Source organism: uncultured Cedecea sp., assembly GCF_947498825.1.
Lineage (GTDB): Bacteria > Pseudomonadota > Gammaproteobacteria > Enterobacterales > Enterobacteriaceae > JGM124.
Genome location: NZ_CANMLV010000018.1, coordinates 71,070 through 95,118 on the forward strand (window position 1 = coordinate 71,070; position 24,049 = coordinate 95,118).

23 protein-coding genes are annotated in these 24,049 nt (G+C 49.9%); 2 read left to right on the top strand and 21 right to left on the bottom strand.

Annotation, left to right across the window (positions count from 1 at the left end; translation table 11 throughout):
• The first annotated feature begins 283 nt into the window (after positions 1 to 283).
• A complete protein-coding gene (locus Q1A40_RS17105; RefSeq protein ID WP_300002396.1) occupies positions 284 to 751 on the top strand; it encodes a transglycosylase SLT domain-containing protein in 468 nt (155 codons plus the stop codon).
• 952 nt (positions 752 to 1,703) lie between these two features.
• Here the strand turns inward: Q1A40_RS17105 and Q1A40_RS17110 are convergent.
• The 9 genes from Q1A40_RS17110 to Q1A40_RS17150 form a co-directional block, all read right to left on the bottom strand.
• The gene (locus tag Q1A40_RS17110) at positions 1,704 to 1,841 is read right to left on the bottom strand and encodes a hypothetical protein (RefSeq protein WP_300002398.1); all 138 of its coding nucleotides are present in this window, start codon (positions 1,839 to 1,841) and stop codon (positions 1,704 to 1,706) included.
• A gap of 868 nt (positions 1,842 to 2,709) precedes the next feature.
• The gene (locus Q1A40_RS17115) at positions 2,710 to 2,964 is read right to left on the bottom strand and encodes a hypothetical protein (RefSeq protein ID WP_300002468.1); all 255 of its coding nucleotides are present in this window, start codon (positions 2,962 to 2,964) and stop codon (positions 2,710 to 2,712) included.
• A 95-nt stretch (positions 2,965 to 3,059) separates the two neighbouring features.
• Positions 3,060 to 3,404: a hypothetical protein gene (locus Q1A40_RS17120; RefSeq protein ID WP_300002400.1), complete on the bottom strand. Its 345-nt coding sequence runs from the start codon at positions 3,402 to 3,404 to the stop codon at positions 3,060 to 3,062.
• A 56-nt stretch (positions 3,405 to 3,460) separates the two neighbouring features.
• Positions 3,461 to 3,835 carry a hypothetical protein gene (locus tag Q1A40_RS17125; protein ID WP_300002402.1) on the bottom strand — a complete coding sequence of 125 codons (375 nt, stop codon included), beginning with the start codon at positions 3,833 to 3,835 and terminating at the stop codon, positions 3,461 to 3,463.
• Between the two features lie 699 nt (positions 3,836 to 4,534).
• Positions 4,535 to 4,789, bottom strand: coding sequence for a hypothetical protein (locus Q1A40_RS17130; RefSeq protein ID WP_300002405.1), 255 nt, complete (start codon positions 4,787 to 4,789; stop codon positions 4,535 to 4,537).
• A gap of 77 nt (positions 4,790 to 4,866) precedes the next feature.
• A complete protein-coding gene (locus tag Q1A40_RS17135; protein ID WP_300002408.1) occupies positions 4,867 to 5,253 on the bottom strand; it encodes a hypothetical protein in 387 nt (128 codons plus the stop codon).
• 227 nt (positions 5,254 to 5,480) lie between these two features.
• Positions 5,481 to 6,239 carry a plasmid SOS inhibition protein A gene (locus Q1A40_RS17140; protein WP_300002411.1) on the bottom strand — a complete coding sequence of 253 codons (759 nt, stop codon included), beginning with the start codon at positions 6,237 to 6,239 and terminating at the stop codon, positions 5,481 to 5,483.
• Positions 6,236 to 6,667, bottom strand: coding sequence for a conjugation system SOS inhibitor PsiB (psiB, locus tag Q1A40_RS17145; protein ID WP_300002414.1), 432 nt, complete (start codon positions 6,665 to 6,667; stop codon positions 6,236 to 6,238). Before psiB ends, Q1A40_RS17140 begins: the two co-directional genes overlap by 4 nt.
• A gap of 44 nt (positions 6,668 to 6,711) precedes the next feature.
• Positions 6,712 to 8,709: a ParB/RepB/Spo0J family partition protein gene (locus tag Q1A40_RS17150; protein ID WP_300002417.1), complete on the bottom strand. Its 1,998-nt coding sequence runs from the start codon at positions 8,707 to 8,709 to the stop codon at positions 6,712 to 6,714.
• 747 nt (positions 8,710 to 9,456) lie between these two features.
• Here Q1A40_RS17150 and Q1A40_RS23215 point away from each other — a divergent pair.
• The gene (locus tag Q1A40_RS23215) at positions 9,457 to 9,615 is read left to right on the top strand and encodes a hypothetical protein (protein WP_367275759.1); all 159 of its coding nucleotides are present in this window, start codon (positions 9,457 to 9,459) and stop codon (positions 9,613 to 9,615) included.
• Positions 9,616 to 9,680: 65 nt separating this feature from the next.
• Here Q1A40_RS23215 and Q1A40_RS17155 read toward each other — a convergent pair whose 3' ends face one another.
• The 12 genes from Q1A40_RS17155 to Q1A40_RS17210 all read right to left on the bottom strand — a co-directional run bounded on the left by Q1A40_RS17155 (position 9,681) and on the right by Q1A40_RS17210 (position 23,845).
• Positions 9,681 to 10,010: a hypothetical protein gene (locus tag Q1A40_RS17155; protein WP_300002419.1), complete on the bottom strand. Its 330-nt coding sequence runs from the start codon at positions 10,008 to 10,010 to the stop codon at positions 9,681 to 9,683.
• A gap of 81 nt (positions 10,011 to 10,091) precedes the next feature.
• Complete coding sequence (locus Q1A40_RS17160) at positions 10,092 to 15,203, bottom strand: DUF637 domain-containing protein (RefSeq protein ID WP_300002421.1); 5,112 nt, start codon at positions 15,201 to 15,203, stop codon at positions 10,092 to 10,094.
• A 53-nt stretch (positions 15,204 to 15,256) separates the two neighbouring features.
• On the bottom strand, positions 15,257 to 16,936 hold the full coding sequence (locus Q1A40_RS17165; protein ID WP_300002423.1) for a ShlB/FhaC/HecB family hemolysin secretion/activation protein: 1,680 nt from the start codon (positions 16,934 to 16,936) through the stop codon (positions 15,257 to 15,259).
• Between the two features lie 672 nt (positions 16,937 to 17,608).
• Complete coding sequence (locus Q1A40_RS17170) at positions 17,609 to 18,172, bottom strand: class I SAM-dependent methyltransferase (protein ID WP_300002425.1); 564 nt, start codon at positions 18,170 to 18,172, stop codon at positions 17,609 to 17,611.
• A gap of 46 nt (positions 18,173 to 18,218) precedes the next feature.
• Positions 18,219 to 19,601: a DUF3560 domain-containing protein gene (locus Q1A40_RS17175; RefSeq protein WP_300002428.1), complete on the bottom strand. Its 1,383-nt coding sequence runs from the start codon at positions 19,599 to 19,601 to the stop codon at positions 18,219 to 18,221.
• 506 nt (positions 19,602 to 20,107) lie between these two features.
• Entirely contained in the window at positions 20,108 to 20,377 is a 270-nt protein-coding gene (locus Q1A40_RS17180; RefSeq protein ID WP_300002431.1) for a hypothetical protein, read from the bottom strand.
• Positions 20,378 to 20,856: 479 nt separating this feature from the next.
• Complete coding sequence (locus Q1A40_RS17185; RefSeq protein ID WP_300002434.1) at positions 20,857 to 21,639, bottom strand: hypothetical protein; 783 nt, start codon at positions 21,637 to 21,639, stop codon at positions 20,857 to 20,859.
• A 55-nt stretch (positions 21,640 to 21,694) separates the two neighbouring features.
• Positions 21,695 to 22,114, bottom strand: coding sequence for a DUF1380 family protein (locus Q1A40_RS17190; RefSeq protein WP_300002436.1), 420 nt, complete (start codon positions 22,112 to 22,114; stop codon positions 21,695 to 21,697).
• A 9-nt stretch (positions 22,115 to 22,123) separates the two neighbouring features.
• On the bottom strand, positions 22,124 to 22,345 hold the full coding sequence (locus Q1A40_RS17195) for a hypothetical protein (protein WP_300002439.1): 222 nt from the start codon (positions 22,343 to 22,345) through the stop codon (positions 22,124 to 22,126).
• A complete protein-coding gene (locus Q1A40_RS17200; RefSeq protein ID WP_300002441.1) occupies positions 22,345 to 23,025 on the bottom strand; it encodes a DNA methylase in 681 nt (226 codons plus the stop codon). Before Q1A40_RS17200 ends, Q1A40_RS17195 begins: the two co-directional genes overlap by 1 nt.
• Before the next feature lie 361 nt (positions 23,026 to 23,386).
• Positions 23,387 to 23,563 carry a hypothetical protein gene (locus Q1A40_RS17205; RefSeq protein ID WP_300002444.1) on the bottom strand — a complete coding sequence of 59 codons (177 nt, stop codon included), beginning with the start codon at positions 23,561 to 23,563 and terminating at the stop codon, positions 23,387 to 23,389.
• A gap of 12 nt (positions 23,564 to 23,575) precedes the next feature.
• Positions 23,576 to 23,845: a hypothetical protein gene (locus Q1A40_RS17210; RefSeq protein WP_300002447.1), complete on the bottom strand. Its 270-nt coding sequence runs from the start codon at positions 23,843 to 23,845 to the stop codon at positions 23,576 to 23,578.
• Between the last annotated feature and the right edge of the window lie 204 nt (positions 23,846 to 24,049).

Below are 24,049 nucleotides of genomic sequence, written 5' to 3' on the forward strand. Positions count from 1 at the left end.
GAGTCAATTCACAATAACAGCCTGATTATATTATTGTGATTCAGTACTGAACCTACGACGATTTACAACTGATTCGTTATAGGTTCAGTACTGAATCACATTTGGGAATGTAAATAATGTACCACACATTATTTCCGCGATAACTCATTGCTCACAAATAAAAATCTGCAAAATTGTAATTTTGCGTGGGGTGTGGTGATTTTGGTTGTGAGGAGTGCATATTAGTTGTACCTGAGTCTGGAGTGGATTAGAGTATTCCCGTCAATCTGCCCAAGGGGGAAAAATGAGAATTTTCGTAAGAATATTTCTATTATCTGTATTTTCTAATATTACTTATGCTCAGGATTGTTTTGATTTAGCGGGCAGAGACTACCAAATCGATCCTGATTTATTGCGGGCCATATCCTGGAATGAATCTCGATTCAAGCAAGCCGCCATTGGTAAAAACACAGACAACAGCATAGACGTCGGTTTAATGCAGATCAACTCACAACATTTTTCGAAGTTACAGAATTTTGGTATTACAAAGGAACATCTGACTCATGATGCATGCATGAACATTTATACAGGTGCGTATATATTATCTCAGGCATTTCATAAATGGGGGGTTAGTTGGCAGTCAGTGGGTGCGTATAATGCAGGATTTCGGTTATCCGAAAAACAGGCAGCACGCAGATACCTTTACGCAAAAAAAATAGAAACCACATACAAAGCGATTAAAAACCAAAAACAACAATCAGCCAAGAATTAATTTCTAAACAATCCATCAATTTCAGATTATTAATATTAATGAAATCAACATTGATTTACATCAAAAAATAATTTCACAACCAATGAAAAATTATGTAACTAGGAAAAAACAATTTTATCTCAGTTACACTCCCCATATAAAATTTATTTTCGAAAGGATTTTTGAAATGACATCAAAAAAAAACCGACAACCTAAAAGCATTAAAAAGAATACAAAACTTTGTAAACTTCAGTATTAAGGAAAAAAAACAGTCTCATAAACTTCGTGCTTGGGCAGCTCTGGGGGTTGGGATTTTTTCTTTCTTTGTTTATCTTCCCTTCTGGATTAAAAATCCAACTTTTGGATTAAGAGACCTCAGCATATGCTTATTGCCAATTTATGGGTTATTACTTCTCGTCAAAAATAGCAAAGTCAAATCACCCGGGATCACAGATCACATCTTAATAAAACTCATTTCATCATACAGTCCCTTCGACAAGGATTCTCATAAAAAATTATTAGAACATACTCATACAAGTGGTGTTGATAGTGATTACATTTTCAAATGGGTTGAGAATGAAAAAAAGCACTTGCTCAACACACTATTGAGTTTGAATAAAATAACATCATTAACTCTTTACACTTACATTTTTTGAATATAGAAGTTGAATGGAATTTGAGTAGATTTATGATGGGTAAAAAAACATTCATCTGCTTTACATAACCATCCCTGAAAATGCTTATTTGAAAAAGCCGTCTCCAAAATGGACGTTTTTTTGTTTTATGCTAACGATCGCAGAACATGTCACCAGTCATTACAAGACATTCCCTGTATTCTCACTGACTGGTTTTTGTAGCGGCATCGAGCACATATACCTGATGCGTACATTTCCGGGTCAACATCTGAGGTGGCAACATCACAGCACATAATTCGCACCTTTTTTTACCGTTTCATTTAGCGCAGATAACTGCTTTACATACCTTGTAGAGGGGTAATGATGGATAACTCAATATTTACGCTTTCATCTCCTTGTTGATTTTTGAAAGCCAGTTCAACTTTTCGACGGGCTGAACTGGCATGAGGGAGCAGACGAAAGTCTACTTTTTTCATTTCAGATGTTGCGATACATCCTTAATAGTTAAGTGCATTGTTTCTCCTTTTTTGATTGATGAGTGTTACTCGATGAAGTTTATTTATTTGTTTGTTTCCTGGCATATCATTTCCTGGTTACAGTCGATGTATTGTTTAAGATGCTTTCGCGATATCTCCCATACCTCAGAGCCAGTAACACTGTACAAACGAAATAAATAGGTTTTCACCTGTTGCAATGGCGGGATGATATGAAATGAAAACAAGCGGATTACTTCGTTCCCGCCACAATATGCCCTCGCGTTCGATGTTATTACGCATCAGAGAGAGAAGACGCATTACTTCTTCAGATTTGCTTTCCTGACTCAGTTGCAAATTCCATACGCCGCAGAGTTCAACCAGGTATTTTTTTGATCCTCGATAACACTGGCCAGCTGCGGGTGTTGACCTGGACGTAGACATCAGCCACTAGCGAAGCCCGAAACCCACTCGTGGGGTTCGGCGGAGACTGACGACGGTATTTTCGTCGTCTGGCGGAGTGTGACTGACGACCCGGCCGGAACGGACGGGGAGCCGAAGGTGTCACCGGGTTCAGCTTTTTATCTTTTTACCGTAGAGAGAACAGAGCAAACCAGGTATTAACACAAATACGATGATGAATACCCGACATACTGTTCGATGATAATAAACAACTATCCAATGATGAATACTGACCACGCGAAGAGAGAACACAGGTGGCGCGTCAGCGCGACCTGTTTTTTCAGTGCCCTGGCACGCGAGATGTTTTCGGCGCACTGGCAGACAGGTTTCGTTGCCAACCACGAGATAAAGAACCGCTGCGGGGAGTCCTGAAGAAAAAAAGCCGCCCCCGAAGGGACGGCCTGTTTTATCAGGCTAATGCCCGTTTAAGCTCAAGCGCCCGCAGAACGTGTCCCCAGTCACTACAGGACATCGCGGGAACTCTCACAGACTGTCCTTTTTGACGGCACCGGGCGATATGTCTGCCCAATGCGCGCATTTCCGGATCAAGGTCAGCGACGGGAATATCACCGCGCATAATACGCACCTGTTTTTTTACTGGCTCACCTTGCGCGGATAACTGCTTTACATACTGCGCAGAGGGTGCAATGATGGATAACTCAATATTCATGGTTTCATCTCCATGTTGATTATTGAAAGCCAGTTCAACTTTTCGACGGGCTAAACTGGCATGAGGGAGCAGACGAAAGTCTGCTTTTTTCATTTCTGGTGCTGCGATACCTCCTTAACGCGAGCCAGAATCTCAGCGTGGTCCAGGTTGCTGTAATCGCGCATCTCGTAATAACTAACCCCGATCCGCGCGTAAATTTCGGTCACATTTCCGCAATACATTTCCGCGAGCATGAAGGTTTCGCACTCTCCCTCTTCACTACAGCGCCAGTTCAGGGGATACATCACCCCAAGCGCATAATGAAAGGCGTGAACATCTATTTCCTTTGGTGCTCTTACGGCTGCTTTCTCGCGGCTCAGCCAGTACGCCCGTTCAGCTTCGGCTGTGGCTTGCATATCGAGAGCGGTTAATGATTCATTCAATGTAAAGTGCATAATTTTCTCCTTGGGGGTCAGGGATGGCAGCACCACGCCGCCATCCGGTTAATGATTCAGTAGTCGCTGGCTAACTCGTTCATCAGTTCGCTTTCTTCACGGTGAGCCTGTTCTTCAGCCGCCAGGGTCAGCATGTAACCCCGCTTTGACGCCGCGCCCATAAATACAGGGCGATCTTTCAGGGGCAACGCTTCGAGATAAATCATCGCCATACTCAACAGGCGGGATTCATAGATTTCATAGTGCAGACCGCATCCCCGATTAGCCTGTTTTTCCATACGCTCCAGTACCACATCAGCGCGGATAACATCGAACTGATGTGCAGACTTGATATTGCGCACAAAGCCATCTGTACGCAGGGCAGTGTCTTTAACCCATCTTTCGGAAGATTCTTTGGTGGCGGTTTTGATGTTGACGTTCTGTGTGTTCATTCTGTTTTTCCTCTTATCTGGTGGTTAATCCATCTCTCGGTGAGTTCCCTGGCGGCAAAGGGCAAAGGAGCAACGACGGAAGGACGAGGACAAGGGGCGGAGACAAAAAGTTTTTGCAGCCTTTCGCGAAAAGTTTTTGGCGGAGTTTATTTACCCCTTGTGTGAGGGCCCGGCGGTGCTACGACCAGCCCTCCGCCGGGGAATGAACGAGAGACAGCTCGCCAGAGGTGAAATGAGAATGAACACACCCGACACGGCGGAACGACGGGGCGACCTCAGCGCGGGCAGCTTTATCGCCCGCAGTGAATGCGCTGGCAGCTTTATCGCCAGCAGCAGGGGTTGACCTTGACGCAGACATCAGGCACTAGCGAAGCCCGAAACCCACTCGTGGGGTTCGGTGGAGACTGACGACAGGTTTCTGTCGTCTGGCGGAGTGTGACTGACGACCCGGCCGGAACGGACGGGAAGCCGAAGGTGTCACCGGGTTATCTGAGTGTAGAAACTGCCCTGTCAGACAGAGGGGATATCAATGTATCAATCAATATCCTGTGACGATGTTGATTGTTTTGCCAGGGCTGTATCTCTTAACAAAGAAATGGATAGAGCCGTACCCATTTTCTCTTGTTGTTGCTGTCATGAAAGTATCCTTAGCAATTTACCAGGTGGCCGTAAGGCCCCGCCCTTCAGGTCGGGGAACACTCATCCCTGCCCCTGGTGTTTCCCATCCGATTCAAAAGCAATCACGGAGCCGACTATCATCGAGCCTCCCCAGATGACCTGGAAGAGAACATGCATCCAAACGCTTCCGAAGTTAAAAAACAACCCAGTAAGCGGAATGAATAACAGTAGTGTTCCGGTGATGATGATCCGTCCTCCAATCCGTTTTTTTTGCGCCGGGGACATCTTTTTCACGGCCGGAAAGTTAGCGATTTTGCGCCTCAGAAAATCCCACATAGTTTTTATCTCCTGTTTCTGCCATCAAAGAAAGGCTCCCATGTCTCAAGTCATGAAAGCCACAACGCGCTGAAGGGTTAACCAAAGCGTTGCTGATGCAAATAACGAATGTAAACGATGCCCAGAATACACATTCCCGTCAGTATCGCCAGGTCAGGCAAGAGGGTGTGGAACACACTGCTGAAAGGTACGTTCGGATCATCGTTATCCCAGAACCCGAGCTTGTACCCCACTCCCCAGACAGAAAAGGCTATACCAGCAATCATTATTCCCCACTGAATGAGAAAAATGAGTATGTTATCCAGTGTTCCAGGTTTATCTCTCCTGGTGATAACAAAAGCAATCAGGGTGCAACCGACTTGTGCTGCATAATATCCGTTACTTCCAACCATTTCAGGTGCAGCAAGATACATGACGAGTGCGAACAAACCATTTAACAGCACAGCCAATATCCAGTATCTCATATCCTTATTTTCCTCGTTCGGTGAGTACTAATCCAATAACATAAATGCTTAATATTTCTATGTAATCTGGAAAGTAATCATGCTATTAAGAGCTATCCCAATAAAAAAATAAATACTTTTAAACATTTCTGGCTGGACTATAAATACGAAAATGACAAACAAAATATTTATCACCAAGTTCAATATCAAATATCTCACCACAGACTTGTCCATTTTTCTGTCACTCCTTAACCCGAAACTACTTGTCTTTCCGGCAGATATCCTCGATGACAGTCTGTCAGTTTGTTGGGTACCATCCAGCGCTCCAGTAGCCTGACAGAAACCGGACTCTCTTTTGCCAGCTCATCAGATTCAATCATCACGCGCCAGAACGGTTCACCACTCATCGTCCCGCGCTCAAGAGCGTCAAGTGAGGGAAAACGTTCAGCCCAGGTAAAGAACATCTTTTCTAGATCATACGTGTGAATATCTGACCTGGACCACTGTGAGTACCAGCTACTCACGGTTTCAGGCGTACAAAAAGCCAGTTCAATCTCCGCCTGTCCTCTGACGGCCTGATAAGCATGCTCCCGCTGGCAGCTTTCTTTTCGGCGCTGCCGGGTATATTTTTCCGCACTCAGCTCGGACTTTCTGCGCATGCGTTCCGTGTCCTGTAAGCGCGTCGCCGGGAACAAACGCCAGCCATCGTACAGAGAGAGAGGCAGACAGCAACATGTTCCCCGGCTCTCAATCAGGCTGTCAATCGCCGCTATCCAGTCCCGTTTTTTTCCCCGCAGCGCCTGTGTTGTTATTCCCGGAGAGAAATAGCCGATTTCCCTGACCGTGATACGTTTACTTCCGTTGAGAATGCGGAAAAACGCACGGGCATAGGGAAATTCTCCAGCCCAAAAACCCTTTTCAATTTTCCTCTCTGTTTCAGCAATCGCCTGCATGACACAACGGCGTTCATGACTCATCGGAACCAGGGACATATTTGTCGGGATCATATCGCGCCCTCCAGAGACATAACGCTAATGATGCTCTCTGTGGAATACCCGTCAGCATTGAGACTGGCCACCAGGTTCAACGTGTGGTTAATGCGCTCAGGATTAAACACCGGCATCGTGCAAATGACAGAGAACGGGCGACCGGAAGCCGTCATCAGCACCACCATCCATGCCGGGCTGACCTCTCCCGGACTGCATACTGCCACGTGAAATCGGTTATGGCCGGGTGTAAAACGTACTTGAACCGGAAAGAATCCACCGAACTCGCTGCCATACTCGCCGTTCATTGCCCAGGACAGCGGTGCATTCAGGTCACGCATCACGGCATGCGTCAGTTCGCGGCGTAAATCCTCCCCTGCAGAGCGATAGTCTTCCAGTTCACAGGGGAGCATGGTTTTCAGGACAGCAGTGGTGATGATATTTTTCATGGAAAGTCTCCTTATTGCCGCCCCGCAGGGCGGCGTGATGTTTATCAGGCAGCATGAGGGGCAGAATTGTCAGACTCGTCAGTGTCAGCCGTCGTGTTCCCGACCTCCGGCATGGCGGCTTTCGTGGATGTCATCCAGCCAGGCACCCAGCGTGTATCGGCAAGCCATTGCTCTGCATGGCTGGCGGCATCCCCTCTCTTCATTTTTTCTGCATCGGATGCCGCACCAGTCAGCCCCGCCTCGTTCAGCGACTCGACAATCTGTTTTTTATTGAGCATCCCGAGGAAGTTTTCGGCTGTCGGCTGCCACCAGTCCCGGAGATGGAACCCCAGCGCGGCCTCAACCCCGCCAAGATTACTTTGACTGGTATGGCCATATTCACGGGTCTGCACCCCGTCTACCGAACAGGCGGTACAAAACGCCATCAGGGACATCAGGGTTTGTCCGTCCAGCGCAAAGAAGGTCGTAAAATCTGTTTTCCACCCTTCTGGCAACAGGGCTTCCAGACGGGCTTTCTCCTGCATCAGAGACTGCCAGGCCAGCCCCGTTTTTCCGGTCGGAGCCTCACTGGTGAGCATGCTGTGGTGTTCCTCCATACGCAGCACAAACGGATGTCGGGTTGTAAGGCAGTAGTCAAATACGCAGCTGCACAGCCGCCAGACCATCATGGCCACCGCTTTCTGTGGCTGCTGAACCAGTGCTGCCTGAACTGCCAGCGTTCGTTCTGAGGACATTTTTTTGAGCAACGGGATGCTGATACCTTCTGCTGCATCCGGTTTACTCTGGGTGATGACATGAAGCCCGGCATTGTCCTGACCTTCAGCATCCTGCTCCTGAACTTTCTCCTGTACGCCCCGCTGGATACACAGCTCGTTGTACTCCCAGCAGACGACTACTCCACAGGCGGCTTTCATCTCTGGCGTCCAGGCTCGTATCACCGCAGCCTGTTCAATCTCATCAATCAGCACCTGAAGTGCGGCCTCGTCCTCAACTGTTTCGGTGACTTCCTGCGTGGCGTAAAGCTCATCCAGACGCTGCTGCTCGTCAGCGGAGTACTGTGCGTCAGGCTCCGGTGACAGCAGATAGTTAACCCGGTCATCGCCGTAATTTTTAACGGCCCCCTCCCGCACCCGTGACCATGCCCAGCCCTCGTCCTTCAGTGCCTGAGCGACGGATTCGAGTTTTTCCTGCACCAGACGGGCTGTTAACACGCTGTCAGCCGTTCCGTCGCCGTCCTCAGCGCTGAACAGGTCTTCACGTACCACACCCCCTGCGGCCTCATAGGCCTCGCGTCCGACAAACACAAAACGGGGGGATGTGACGGATATTTCGGTATCGGTCACTGCCCGTTTCAACAGATGGGCAGGAGCACGACTGTAGGACTCTTTCACCTGGGTATAGATTTCCACCTGACGCTTCTGGTCGGGTTCCAGACTCAGCGCCTGGCACTGCTCCACATCCAGTTTGTTTTCGGCCAGTAACGTCAGCAGTTCGGGCGCCAGGCTGGCCAGCTTCAGCATTCTCTGGACGTGACGGGCGCTGTACCCGAGTAAGCCGCCAATCTCTGCCGGGGTATTCCCGTCTGCTGACATGCTGCGAAAACCGATGATTTGCTCAGCCGGATGCATGCTCTTGCGCTTGCCGTTCTCCGTCATGGACGCCGCGCGCGCCAGATGAAGGGGAACCGCTTTGTACGCAATCCAATCTTTGTCCGGGTCAACCAGCCCAGCCTCAACCAACAGGCCGATCCCTTTGGTTCGTCCTCCCCCACAGACCACTTCCAGGCGTCCGTCCCCACGCTCAACCACAACCAGGTTCTGCAACAGTCCTACGGCCTGAATGCTGTCGGCATATTCCTGAATTTCTTCCGGCGTATGGGGGATCAGACGACTGTTCAGCTCCCCGATATACAGGCGGGAAAATGAGGTCATACGGACTTCTGCTGCCTCCAGAACGGACTCCAGCTCTGCGGAATCCACCGGAATTTCATTCTTACGGGTAGTCTTTTTGGCTGTTTTTGCTTTAGACTCGGTTACGGACATAATTGATACCTCGCAGTTATTAATGATTGTCCCGCCCTGCGGAGAGTCTGCTCCGGCAGGGCATCTTCTTTCTTACGACTGATAACTCTTCAAACGCTGTTAACACCCTTCCCTGTTTTTAAAAACCATCACCCGTTGAGTTTCGGGAGTCGCGGTTTTGATGTTTGCGGGAACCTGCTGGTTTGTTCCCTGTGGTTTATCCTTCACCCGTTTGAGAACCCTCGCCGCAAGGGCGTAACCAGCACGGCACGGCGCAGATGTCCGGGAGTGAGACGGAAATTTTTTCCGGTCTAATGAAGCGTGCGGAATGGCCGGAAACAAATTTATGGCGAAAGGCGTGCCGTCCCTGGACAGCCAGACGGGTTGTGCTTGTCTCAGCCCGGGCGAAGGGACTTAAACGGCAAAGAGGTATACGAGGACGAATGAGCAGGGTTCAGCTGCAACGACGTAACGCGGCAGGCGAAACGGCGTTGCGCCTTACATCCCGGCGAGGCTGTTTGCGGCGGGATGCGATAAGCGCAGGTTACGGCGCGATAAAGCCGAGCATTTGCTGTTATGGCTGTCATCGACCAGTTAAAACAGTCTCTAAGGAAAATGTCACGAAGCATGCAAACCGGGTCGTGAATTTATTGCGAAAGCGATGGTTTGATTGGCATATGAAAACAGGGTAACGATGAACTGCTCACGCTCTGAAAAGCCAAAGATAATGCTTTTCGAATTATTTAATGGCAGCCTGAGGGGATATCGTTGAATGCTCACTGGTTGCAGTCACTAAACGATACTCAGAAGAAAATCGCATGCAAACGACAGGAATATTGTCATGTCAGTCCTCATTCCTCGTTAACCAACCTGATTTCGGCAGAAATTCCCCAGAAGCCAGAAAAATGGCTCGGATATCTGATTTAATCTGACATGGATATCCGAGACAACCAATTTTGAATTTAATTTAAAAACATACCCTCCATTTTAAGTCACTCAGGCCCTTTCCATTTTAATTCGGATTTCAGATGCTCAGGCACAATGGAAAACAGTTTTGCAATATTATCAACCTGGGAATTATAAAGTATACTTATATTTTGATTGCAATTTTCATAATAATCTCGGCAATGTGAATTCAGAAAATGTATATCTTCACTTTCAAAGTCTTCATTTAGCAGAAGATAATAAAATGAGTGGGCTAATTGAGTTTCATATTTTGCAGAACGATCTCTGATTCTTAAAACAACCCCTAGCGAAGTCAGATACCGCATATGTAGCAATGTCAATCTTAACATTTCAAGATAAATTATTTTTTTTGTCATTTAATATTTCTCCTGATAGGACATCATTTTCTTAATGACCGATAGCCACAATTTTAAAAATGACTATCGGTACATTTTCTATTACTTTCTTCCCTGTATAACACTACCAATCGATGCATGTTTTTCTGTAAGTGTCCACCGACCATTTTTAATTAAATTTTCTAAATAAATAGAGTTTCCAGTTTCCTCATATAATTCCTTAGCTGCTACCGCCCGATGATTACCCTCCGTTATAATATAAACCCCTTTCTTATCAACATAACCTGCGATAATAGCTTTGTCATCTGTATATTTAAAATTATTATTTTTCATGTCATTTTTAATAGTATCAACATATGCAGGATCTCTTAAACCAGTCTGTGTCGTTCTGATATTGTTAAACGCGCCCTTTTGAGAAGAAAAAATTACTTCACCTAAGTATTTTCCTATATAAGGAGCAACATATTTACCGAATCCCCAGCCTGCTACCCATGAAGAGGCTTCTGTTAAGACTTCGTTCCTCCATAATTTTAGCGCGCATCCAGTTCCGACATTCCAGCCACAGGTTTCAAATTTGTCATAAGCAAATGTTCCCATTTGCTCATACGCATTAGAAATATCAAACCCGAGCTGAAGGCCTAACTCATTGTATCCATTTGCATTCGATATCCCAAACAACATCTCATTAATGCAATCACCATCTCCCGCAACTCTGCAGCTTTCAAACCTTTGCTCATTCTGGTTTGATTTTTGTATCGTCTCTTTTCGCGCGTTATTTATACAGTCCGTATCCCCTTTACAGCCAGCCATTTTCTTAGCCATTTCGGCTGGCTCATCATGCATAAGGAAATTATATTTCAGTGTATTCTCTGCTGCCACACCACCACTGTTTGCACCTGCAGAAGAGTTAGTTACTGCCGCTCCTGCTAATGCTCCTATAATTCTACCCGCTGACAGTATGTGATTTTCACGCGTGTCTGGTTCAACAAAAACCTCCCCCAAAGTAATAGCAGCCAATTCAGCAGCTAATGCTCCGGCAGCAGCACCTTTCACATTACCCCGACTAATTTCAGCGCTGATACCGGAAACCACGGCATGGCTTAGTGCTCTTCCAGGTAATCCTAGTACTTCACCGTTATCGCCAACCAGCCCCGCCCCTTCGGCATTAATCTGATTGCCGATATTCGCCAGCATGGCATTGACCAGATTATCCCTGAAGCTGCCGCCATTGATGGTGGTGTTTAGACTGGAGCTGATAACCGACTGCCCGGCCACGCGCTGGACGATTTTCCCCCATCCCTCATCTCTGACCAGCGCAGGGAGTTTTGCCTTATCGGGTGTGACTTCAACATCCATCACCTTATCAAAGCCCGCCAGCGCACCACCGATAACCATAGAGGTGGCCAGCGATTTGACTGAGCTGCTGCTGCCCAGCGCAGCCAGGGTTTTTGACAAGTTGCCCTGATTTTCAACCAGGGCTACCGCAGCCTGTGCCGCGAGGGAGGACATGCCGGCGGTGACTGCGCCGGTGGTCACCGCCCCGCCGCCCACGGTTGAAGTGACCGAGGTCGCGACGGTGGCAGTCAGTGATGTGCCTGCAGTGACTGCGGCGGCGGCGATAGCGATAACCGCAGCCACGGCCGGGTTCAGGCTCTGGCTTTTATAGTTCCAGCCATCAAAGGCATCCTTGACGGTGTTCCACTGCACATCGTTGCGGGTGTTAAGTCCCTTAAGCCATTCGGTTCCGGGCTGTGTGCCCAGTGCAGTAATAGCCCCCAACAGCGCCTGGCCATTTTTCACTTTAACATCAGCGGTGATGCCGCTGGCAGCATTCACCGTCAGCTTTCCGCCGGTATACACCGAGGGAAGGACCCATTTCCCTTCGCTGTAGCCCTTATCCGCCTGCTTAATAAAGAACCCCTTGGAGGTGCTGACGGTCTGCTCAAAGGACGTGTTTTTCACCGCCAGGAAATTCACTTTCCCGTTGGTACTTGTCAGCGTGGCGTTCTTTTTCGCCTCGATTTTACTGGCTTCATAGGCACTGTCATCCCGACTCAGCAGGCTGAGATTGCCCCCGGCGGTAAATTCAGTGACCCGGTTGGTGGTGGTATGTGTGGTTTGCTTAACGGTGGTTTTTTTACCCCACCATTTTCTTTTGGTGGTTTCACGAACGTAATGGCTGGACTCTTCCATTGCCTGGGCATAGAGCCAGCCGCCTTTGGCTGCCACATCCATGGCCCCTTTTGCCAGCAGACGGGAAGCCTGGAACAGGATACTGCCGCCTGAAATAATCGTCAGGGCACCACCGGCATTCAGCGTCACGCCCGTCTGGCTAACGGACTCACTCCAGGTATTTCCGGACTCTCTGTATGCGGTTCCCCGGGTGGACTGAAACTGCATATTCCCCCCGGAAGTCAGGGTGATATCTCCGTCGGATGTCAGGGTGCTGCCATTGGCCAGAATACCGCCATTGGCTGCCAGGGTGAGTCCTTTAGCGCCGTGTAAACGGGTCAGGACATTCAGTTCATCGCGGTTATTGTCATTACCATTGTCGGTCACACCATAACCGTAGGCCCCCAGAGAGATAAGTTTTCCTGCCTGCAGGGTTGCCGTTTTTCCGGCCGTCATATCAGCGCCCTGCAGACCGATATCCCCGGCGGAACTGATAAGCAGATTTCCCCCGGCTTTCAGGCGACTGCGTAGTTCAGGCGTTCTGCTATCCGGGAAAAACTCGCTATAACTGTCGCTGAGACTGCGCATATTCAGGTCGGTACCGGCCGCTGACGACAGGCTGATATTGCCGCCCGCATCAAACGAGGCTCCCTTCAGCGCCAGTTGCTTTCCACTCAGGGTGATGTCTCCCGTAGCCCTCAGGGGCTCAACCGGTAGCATCAGATTAAACAGCGCCTGTTTACTGGCCGCAGTCTGAGTCACTCCCGGGCGTTCATGACTGAGCATGGACTCCGTTTTTGCCAGGGTAATATCGCCGTTAGCGACCAGCGATATATTCTGGCTGACGACCGGAAGGAGAGTGTTTTCCAGCAGGATATTACCGCCCGCGGTGACGGATAAATCGCGTGAAGCCGCCAGACTAGCCAGCGAGCGGGAACCATCACTATTAAATAAGTACGGCGCCTCGCTGGAACGTGAGGTGACATTGCCGCTGCGGCTGACCAGCGTAAGGTTCTGCCCTTTCAGTTCACTCTGTAAGGACTCTATATTGCCCCCTGCCAGCACAGAAATATCTTTTCCTGCGGTCAGTAAAGCCTGCGTTATTTTAGTCACGGAGTCTGACTGGAGAGTAATATCTCCTGATGCTTTCATTGTATCTGTTGTTGTAATATTTCCAGCGCGTAATAGAATATTCTTGGCCGTCATAGTGTCTGGTCGTGCTACAACACTGGAATATTTTACGCTTGTATCATAAGGTTCATTACTCTCAATACTGTCAGTGAAATCAGCTACTAGATTATTCCCTGCACTAAGAGATGATGTCTTATATTCTTTTGGCTGCCATGTGAAGAACTCTTGCTGTTTGGTATAGGGAACGAACTCTGTGAAGAACAATAGATCAAAGTTATCAGGCATTAGATCCATTTCACCGGTAAAACTTCCTATACCTGAGGTTGTTGTTCCTAAAATCCAGTAGCGATCTTTCTGACCTAATGTGACATTTTTTATGGCTAAATCTTTCCCTGTCAGAATCAAATTTTTTCCCGCGTTAATACTGGATTGATCGTTCAAGAGTGAGGTCGCATTAATAAATGCGTCGTTGCCTGCACTAATCACACTCGGAATCTGAGATTTCACAACCACATATTCTTCGCGTCCCACATTTACCTTATTATCTAGCGACACATCTATTTTTCCGAACCAGTTTTTCAGTTCGGGGATTTTCAGCTCAGGCGCTAATCTCACAACAGCGAGTTTATTTTGCCGTGAGTCGTAATAACTACCGATCCACGGTTGTTCAAATACTGTAGAGTTACCAGGGATTGTTTTCCAAACCGTACCGCTTTCATTGAGCACGTTATCCAGTCTGTCAGTTCGTATCAACAAATCACCAGAAGTAGTTTTAATAATCGCTGAACGGTTCTCTACTAGTTTGGCTTTATTTCCCTCGGCATCTTTCTGGATCCACATATTATTGTTGCTGAGAAGCGTCGCACCGCTGGTATTGCGTATGGTGTCAGCAAAAATACGCATATCGCCCTGGGCTGTAGTGGTCGCACTGTTTTCCAGCGTGGCGGTGGCCAGCGTGATATCACGTTCAGCCTTGACGCTCGCCCCTGCCGTTGTGGAAAGGCTGCTGGCGCTGACGTTAAGGTCAGTCTGGGCCTTGGTATTGCCGAGAGTGATTTTTCCTGCAGTGGTGAGCGAGATATCCCGCTGGGTGGATGTCAGATTATTGAGGTTAACACCAACACCGTCCTCGGTGGCCACCAGGCGAATTTTCCCGGCATACATGCCGCCAAGCGCTTTGGTATCAACCGCCAGCTGAGGTTTGCTGCCTTCTCCGGCTATCGATTTGACGGTACCGTCTTTATAACTTATCCGGTTAGCACCCTGGGTCAGGGTGAGCGTTTTGGCGGTGATTTTTCCGTTCAGCTCGGTGGCACGGCTGATGATATCAACGTATTCAGGACTGGCACCGTCCAGCCCTTTGCCGCCGATAATCACCGCCCCTTTTTTAACCTCAAGCGCCTCAAGCGCACCCTGCTTGTCAAACTGCGGTTTACCGGTGGTCAGGGTTACTGAAGGGGTATTGATAAAACCACATCCGTCGCAGGTGATCCCGTTCGGGTTGGCAATCATCACGCCCGCTTTATTGCCGAAGACTTCCAGTTTGCCTTTCAGTTCAGAGCGGTTGCCGCTGGTCACTTCGTTAATAATCAGCTCGGCCGGTTTGCCATTCAGTCGGGTATTGCCGGTAACAGTAACGCCCAGCTGAGATTTACCGCTCTGCGTGGCGTTATTTAACACCGCGCCCGGAGCATCAACATTAAAGTCTTTGTAAGTGTTATGGGATATTCCTGCTGCATTAGGCGGGGCGATGTTGACTACCGGAATATTTCCGGGAGCCGTTACGACCTGGGTATTGCTATTCGCAGCGGAAATACCCGCGGCGATAGCGGGGTGTAAGGGCTGAGCTGCTGTGAGGTATATCAATAGCCAACTGGTGCACCTGGCCAGCGGGTGGGTGAGTTTATCCATATATGAACATCCTGTATAACGAAGCCCCGGAGGCTTCTGCTGTGTGCCGGCAGTTAAAGTGAAACCGTGGCCTGCCAGTAAACCACGTGTTTATCCGGGTTAAGGGAACCCGGCCAGGACAGCGGGATACCCACCGTCAGTGACTGTGATAATTGTTTTCCGCTCAGCCCCAGGCCCAAAGAGGCGCCAGACAGGGTGCCGCCATCGGTAATGCCTTTCTGGCTGACGACATGCCCGATATCCACGGCGGCAGTGGCTGACAGCATGCCGTCCGTAAACGGCAGGGTCAGAAGCTGCTGGTTCAGTTCATTGCGCCAGTAACCGCCGCGGTTTCCCGACAGGTACTGCTCCTTGAATCCGCGTACCGAGTACTGCCCGCCCACCGACAGTCGTTCACTGGAATAGAGGTTATCGGGCGAGGTTTGTCCGTAGGCTGAAGTCAGCCAGTAAAGCGAAGGGGTCAGCGGGTAGAACCAGCTGCCACTGGCGCTAAGACGCCGGAATTCACTGCGCGGCAGGTCAGAATAGGCCCGGTCATCGGAGGCTGCGCCGCCAACAGCCAGGCCGCGCGAAAAGGACGGAGCAAAGGTCAGATAACCGCCCGCCATGCTCCGGCTGTAGCTTAACCCGGCAGTCACGCTGCTGAGCGTCGGACTACTGACCTCAAGGCGTACCCCGCCGAGACGGTTTTCTGTTTTCCGGCGGGACAGGGCCATATCCAGCACCAGACGCTGTTTGCCGTCACGCAGCAATGTGCGGCTGGCAGACAGACGCTGGGACTCCACGGTACCCTGATAGCGCCAGTTCACCGGGGAGCCACCGACCGCCAGGGTCTGATAGAAATCAGACCAGGCATACTGGCCGCTGAACAGCCAGTATCCGTAAGGCACCGAAACGCCCGCCTGCAGGCTGCTGCTGCGTCTGTCCCGGTGAAACTCACTGTCTCTTCCCGCGGCAAGTGTCCACTGGTCAGCCAAATTAAGCGGATTATCAACGGTCAGCAGAGCGTTCATTTGCCCGCTGCCGGTACTTTTCTGGCCGCTGTTATCCAGACTCATATTCAGACTGACGGGAAAATGCTGGCTGACAGGTACCAGTTTTATACGGGAAAAACCCTCGCGACTGCCGGGTAAAATATCAATCGTCAGCTGGCGGGAGCTCAGGCGATTGAGTTGCTCCAGACCCTGTTCAATATCACGCAGATTAAGAATTTTCCCTTCCACTCCGGGAAATGCCATCTGCAGCGCCCTCTCCTGATGGTCATCAAGACGGATGCTTTCCACCTTCCCTTCCGTAACGGCAATAACCAGATCGCCGCCAGAAATATCCTGCTCCGGCAACCAGGCCTGTGAGGTGATAAATCCCCGGGAAAGATGGTCCTGAGTAATATCCCGTACCCGCAGCTGAATATCCTGAAGCGTCATACACCCGCTCTGTGGGATAGCAGTCAATTTGCGCCGGGCGGATAACGGAAGTGCGCTGACGTTACGCAACTGAATATGCTGAATCTTCAGGCACTCGCCTGTTTTTTCAGTCAGAACTGTTTCCGGAAGAGAAGGTGTTGACGAGGCATTACGCAGAATATCGCGCTGCTGTTGCGCCTGTTCCAGCAAAGCCTTCTGTTGCTGTTCAATGGTGCTCTGTGCTGCCGGGCCCAATGGTGCACCGGATAAACCTGTCGATATCAGACAGACCAGCAGCAGTAAAGACCTTGCAGAAAGGGGATAAAACATAGAAAAGTCCATTTACGAAAACTTATGAATACAATTGTAACTTTTGGTAATTTATTCCTCACATAAAAATCACAATGTTTTCAAAAAAAGACACAACATGTCGTGATAATAAGAATTATTAGCATTAAAATAATGAACAGAAATTTATTATTCTTTAAAATCAAATGGAGTTCAGCTGCAACGACGTAACGCGGCAGGCGAAACGGCGTTGTGCCTTACATCCCGGCGAAACTGTTTACGACGGGATGCGATAAGCGCAGGTCACGGCGCGTTAAAGCGGCGCATTCAAAAGAATGCTGCAAGCGGAAAGCGAAAAGGATGGAAACCCGCAGACCCGAAGGGGCCGGGATGAGACAGCTTGCTGGCTCAGTGCGGAGCATGACAGCCTGACCCCGGAGGGGATTCGCCCGGAGTCATGCCGGCAACACAAGATAAACACCCTCCCTCAACAGGACACACATTCCTGATACTTATATTCAGAATACAGATATCAACAATACGAGAGAGCCCTGGACAGATATCACCGGCACAAGGAGCTGAAGGAATAAAATGGCGCGAATGAAAAGGGGAAGCGCGAAGCGCGCGCCCTTTTCAGCGCCGCAGGCGCGCGTCTTTTTCCGGCGCGGCCAGACAGGGGCACTTTCCCCCCGCCTGGCTACACTGTCCGGTTGTTTACCTGGTGATGCGTAAAAGAGCGGTAGATACCCCGGTATAGGTAAATGTTCCGGAGGGCAACGGCTCCCAGACATCTGCAAGCGGCTTCAGCTCTTTTTGCTGACGCGGCCCGTTCGCACAAATCGCCGTCAGTACGCCGTCCGGTTCAAGCAGGGTTAATGCTCTCTGTATGTGCTTAATATCGACAGACTGGTTAAACGGGGGATTCATCATAATTTTGCTGTACCGGACGTCTGGCTGATATTCCAGAAAATCGCCATTCCAGAGACTGACATCAGGGAAATGTGTTTTCAGGTGTATGAATAATTCGCCGTTTAACTCCACAGCATCGCAGCGTGCAACCTGAGAGACACGTTTTATCGCGCGCAAAATCGCCCCAGTTCCGGCGCTCGGCTCCAGAATCCGGTCAGTGTCCGTAATCTCTGACAGGGCAACCATACGATCGCAAATGGGGTCAGGAGTGATAAACAACTGCGAGCTGACATGAATTTCAGCAACGGGTGATCGGTCATCAAGTTTTGAACGCATTTTCTGAATACGGTATTTAAGAGTACTGTTCACGGGCAAGGCTCCCTTAACTCCCCGACCAGAGCCGGGGAGAGGATGATTATTTTTGTGGAATATGGACAATTTTCATATCGGTGATAAAAACATTATCCAGGCTGAAAGCGTTATTCATCACTCGCCGGAAACGGTGCGCGCCATGTTTTTCATTTTCAGGCATGCCCCGGACGCTTTTATAATCGCGGCCTTTTTTTGCCCATTCGGCCTTGGTCATTTCTACGAAACCCTCTTCCGGATAATTCACAATCGGCGGGCGTTTTCCGGCTTCTTTTGCGGCGCTGGCGGCTTCCTCCGTCGGCGCTTTGTAGTCCGAAATTCTGTCCGGGGTCAGCTTCATGGTGCCGCCGTAGCCCAGGAATTGATAACACGGCGTGGTAACCGAACTGACCGCCCCGTTGCTTTTGTTGATGCGTAGAATGGTCAGCCATTCGCCCCGACTGAACACCTGCCCCCCGGGTTTAAATTCCTCGGTACGGGTCACAACACCGCCGCTTTCGTCCAGCATGGCCCGCTCATAGCTCAGACGATGGTTATAATGCGTAACCCAGCGATTTTGATGGCGAATACGGCGTTCATGACACGGCACAGCAATATCCCGCGCCTGTTCAGCGGTGATAATGTCATCCTTAAGGGCAGAATAAAGCGACATAATGCCTTCATACTGGCTTTTCTCTGCCGGGCGCGGGTATTTTTCCAGTGTGAAACGACAGGAAACATGATCGTAGTTGCTGATGAGAAGCGCCTTTTTCATGTCCAGAGTTTCGGAGTTCCACATCTTGCTGAATTTCTCAGCCTCTGCTATCTCCCGTTCGGATTTTCGTAAATCGGCCTCAATTTTTTTGATCCGACGGTAGCGCACATCCGGACGTTCTTTATATCTGGCAAGCTGTAATGACGCTTTGGCGCGTTGCTCCCAGTACTCAGAACGGTCAAACAACATCACGGCGCGTTTCATGCCGTTTTCTATTTTTTGAGCATCCCGGCGCGCGCGGCGTTCGCTGTGGTGCCCGACCAGAATGGGTTGACCGAAAGGAATAGCCGACGCGATATTATCGACATGCGCCAGTGCCTGATCTGATTCAGCCGCACGTTTTACGCTGTAATCGCTGAAGCGTTCGGCACGTTGTTCCTGGCGCTCAACCAGAGAACTGTCTTCATCCTCAATCTCCCCAGCCAGGGCCAGCAAAAAATCCTCACGGGAAGGTGTCCAGGCAGGAGCCACAAAAAAGCCCTGTTTGGGTGCCCATTTAAACCCGGCATCCTTCACCCTTTTATATAATTCCTCATCGAGACGATGAACCGCATAGAGGCGCAGCTTGTTATCATCCGGGGAATAGGTTGCCCGGAACTCATCAGGATCACAGAAATCTTCGAGAGATGCGTTTGTAGGCTTCGTTGTCGCGCCCTGGACGTTAAGTAGAGTCATGTTTAAATCTCCTTGTGTGGTTGATTCGATGCATTTGTGAGTATTCGTCGTCGCAAAAAATCACAGAGCACAATGAGGAGCGCTGACAAGGCCGCCAAAGGCGTGCATTTCAGCCTTGTCAGAAGGAGCGAGGCAGTGTGGTCTGATATCCCGCGACGGTCGAAGACACACACAAAGGCTCATTTCACAGCGGAGGATGAAACAGGACGCTATCCCGGAACGGCTGTTGCGAGAGCGAAGCCGGGCAAAGCCGCTCCGGTCCTTACAGCCCGGTGTTTTTTATCGGGCTGAGAAAAGCGCAGGCCACGGCGCGACAAAGCGGCGCATTCGAAAAGAATGCTGCAAGCGGAAAGCGAAAGGGATGGAAACCCGCAGGCCCGAAGGGCCCGAGATGAGACAGGTACTGGCTCAGTGCGCAGCATGACAGCCTGGCCCCGGAGGGGATTCGCCCGTGCCAGTCTGAAGGAATTGCATGACCAGGATAATCAGATGGATAGCCGTGTAAGTCAGTAAAAAATCCAGGCAACAACGACAAAGACGACCAAAATTGCACAATAGAAAAAGATGCTGCCTGAGAATTGAGACAATTCGTTTAAATGCTTCTCACCTTGTTGATTTAACTTATTTATAGCCTCATGTCCGTCAATAGCCTCAATGGCATAAGGATATCGGGCGAACCCTTTCTTTTTTAAATCCTTAGACATTTCGCGCGTTACATTTGTTTCCACGACGACTTTCGTTTCATCATCTTTAAGGAAAATCACAAATCTCTTCATTTTTTCCCCTTTAAACACGGGCAAAATAAAAGTTATCAGCGCAACTAAAATGATAATAGTTATCACATTGTTAATTTTCTATATTTATCAGCATGTTACTTAAATCATATTACACGACCCTGGTTTTCTTGGAAGTGGTGTTTTTTTAATCTGTGATGCCAGATCCAATAAAAAATCCACTGTTTTACAAGATGCCCCATCCACACATAATCATTTTCTATGTCAATTAAACATCTTTGACATGAAGGGAAATGTTCCCTACAGCGTTCATGCCGATGATATGCACATCGTCGAAGCTGAGTGTAAAATTCCCCCTTGATGAATAGACGAGAGAGGACGAAAAGCTGCGCGGAGCGCAGCATTCGTCCCTTTCTCCGCAGGCGCAAGCCTGCAAGGTTTTCCCGCGCGCTAACAGCCGCTTATTCCGGCCAAAGGTGATATCCCCTCCTGCCGGACGTTAACGGACTAAAGCTGGCTCATCAATCCGGTTTCATCGGTATAAGGGCACTCCGGATCGATGTTATTTCCGCCCTGGCTTCCTTTATCGTGTCACGAACAACCGTTAAATCTATCCATTTCCTGGGGTGTTCTCCCGGAATACGTAACACATCACACATGACGCCGCTGGACAAAATCTGGTCCACTTTCTCACTGACGACAAAACACTCGACCGAACTGAAACGCGCTCCTTTCTCTATAATAGCATCGAGAACAGCCTGTAATTTTTCATCGTCCTCATCCATCCAGCACGGCATATCTGTCTCTTTCACTACCAGACTAAAATTCCGTGTCTGGCGTCTGAATAAGGTTTCACTCCGGGTCGTCAGTGCCGCTTTAATATGTCTCGAATCAACTAAAACCTGTCTGCTGATTTCCTGAATGGAAGACGACAGGCAGTTTATTACCGCCTTAATTTCCGATTCGTTGAGCCATTCCCCCGCCCAGGGAAAAGTTACCGCCGTATCCTCTCCGGGCCATTGTGGGACACTGGAGTAGCGGCCTCCCGAAACAATGATTTGTGCTTTTGTTCCGGCTATTTTCTTTACCGCTCGCTGTATTTGTTCAGGAACATCGCCCGGACACAGCAAAGGCAGAAGGTTTACGATGTCTGAGGCATCAAGACGAACGTATATATTTATCCAGCCATGTCTGTTTTCAGGATCTCGCTGATCCACATCTGTATGTGACGGCCAGCCGTATTCTGTTATTAAATTGCGTGCCCGGCACAATATCAGGGCGTTGAGAGTGGTGGTTTCCTGCATGATTAATCCCTCTGAATAAAATCAAAGACACGCCGCTTGTGCGGCGTGGTCCCTTTTATTTTTTTAGAAGTGCGCGCATTCTGGACGTATCGGAAAGACGCCGGGCAACACTCTCCGGGACGGGGTGACTCTTATCGCCCGCCTCCCATTCTTTCCGCCATAGCGCTTGTTCAGCGGTGGAAAGGATGCTTTCCAGTAACGCCACCGGCACCGTGATGTTCAGGGCTTCTACTTTTACCTGGTTAATCAAATTCATCACCGCCCCACATGACACGCCGTATTCAAGACGTTCCTCCTCAGAAATAGTGTCTATGCGCTCCAGAACGTTCCGGACTTCCGCCTCTGAAACATCAAGATCTATGCCCTCAGCCAGCGCCTCCACGTCTTCTGGCGACCAGACAACAATGTTAAGGGGGGTATCAGCCGGATATTCTTTAGCCAGAATCTGGCAAATCGTTTCTCGTGTTCCGTACATAGGTTGTCCTCAGTCCTTAAAACAGGCGTCCAGCTCCAGGATTTCCTGATATGCCGCCATAAAAAGTGTGTTGGTGCGGGCCAGTGTCTGGCGGGCAAGGCGTTCGGCCAGCAGGTCAGAATCAAAACGATACCGCCGTTCCATGTCATTCATGATGCTTCGCAAATCGCACATCTGATTAGCCAGCGCCGCCACCTCTGCGCGCAATGCCTCGCTTCCTTCATAGTTCATTACGCCGCCTCCGGATAAACAGGATCGTTCGCAGCCGGGCGTTGCATACTCCGCCGAACAGAGGCCAGGCGTTCAGTCCCGGCCCGGTGATATTCCGGCATCAGCTCAATACCGATATACCGACGCCCGGCTTGTAACGCCGCCACGCACGAAGACGCCGAGCCAGCAAACGGGTCAAGAACAATGCCCCCCGGCGCCGTGAAACTCTCGATCAACGGTTGCAGGCTGGATACGGGTTTTTCAGTCGGATGATGACGATTGCCCGTGTATTTCCAGTCGAGAACGTCCGGTAACGGGTGCATCGGCAGGCGCGGGCGTCCTTTTGCCAGGATATAGGCACACTCATGGCGGTAGCCGACATATGCCGATTTTGACGAATAATTTTTTGTGAAAACCAGGTGACCGACGACTTTAAACCCGGCTGCTTTCCAGGCTCCCATAAACCGATCAACCCGATTCCAGCCGTAAAAACTGACCATCAGCGAGTCTTTTTTCAGTACGCGATACATTTCCCCGCAGGCAGGACGGAGCCATTCATCTGTTTTATCGCCTGCAATTTCGCGCCCCTGACGGTCACGAAACCCGACCAGATAAGGCGGATCGGTGAGAATGAAATCGACAGCATTTGCGGGAAAATCGGTCATCACATTGACGCAGTTACCCAGGACAAAACGGGACATAGGAATACCTCGCACTGACAGGGAGCACCCAGGAGGGCGTCACCATGACGCCCGTTCCCTGCTGCCCGGAGCCTGTACGCAACGACCGGAAACGGGTCAAGCTGACCGTGGAATACCGAAGACGTCAGTGTTTTCGACGGCGAGGATATGCCGCGAAAGCGGCTTGAAGGGCGATCCTTAAATGGGAGTGGCGGCGTAAAATACCGCAAACGCCAGACAGGAGCGGAAAAAAACGCCCGTCCCGTGTCAGTCCGGTCGGGGCACACTGGCTCCGGGCAGTGAATAACCCCGCGCAGCGGCAATGAGGAGGAGCAACGCGACATACTTATTTAAAATGCCGGGCATCTCTGCCCGGCCGCCGTTATTGCTCTTTTTCTTTCACCGCCTCGATAACATGGTGCAGGAACTCCCAGTTAAACCCGACATTCGCGTCATGACACTCTTCTGCCTGCTCCATCGCGGCATCAATAGTGTCTTCATCGAGGGAATCATCCAGCGCAAGAAAATCATCAGCCAGCCAGAATGTGCCGCAGCACAACGTGTTATCCGGCTAGTCCGCCAGACGTTGTCTGAAGGCCTCCACGGTCATTCTTCTGGCCGGTGAACCACTTTCAACAGCAGGACTGGCGACATCATCCCCGCTCCCGTCTTCATCCTGAAGGTTGTTGGTATCTAACGCAGTAACGATACGCTCTAGCATATCTATCAGACTTCCTCCGGTCTGCCCTGCAATTTCATACAACCAGTCAGCACCATGTTCCGTTTCGTAAATGTTTTCGAGAGTAGAGATTGCGGCTCTCAGGGTTTGAGTCTTATTCATTCGTCGACATCCTCAGCATCCGGCACCCATCTGTGCCGTGCCCTCACAACAGACGGGCATCAGGCAAAGACGTCAGGGGCGGCGCGGAGGCCGCAGCGCGACATGAGCGGGCTGAACGCGTCGTGAATGTCGGGAACGGGCGAGCACCGGCGCCAGCTTCCCTTGACGTCGACGCAGCCCGTCTAACGTGCGGGCACGGCACAT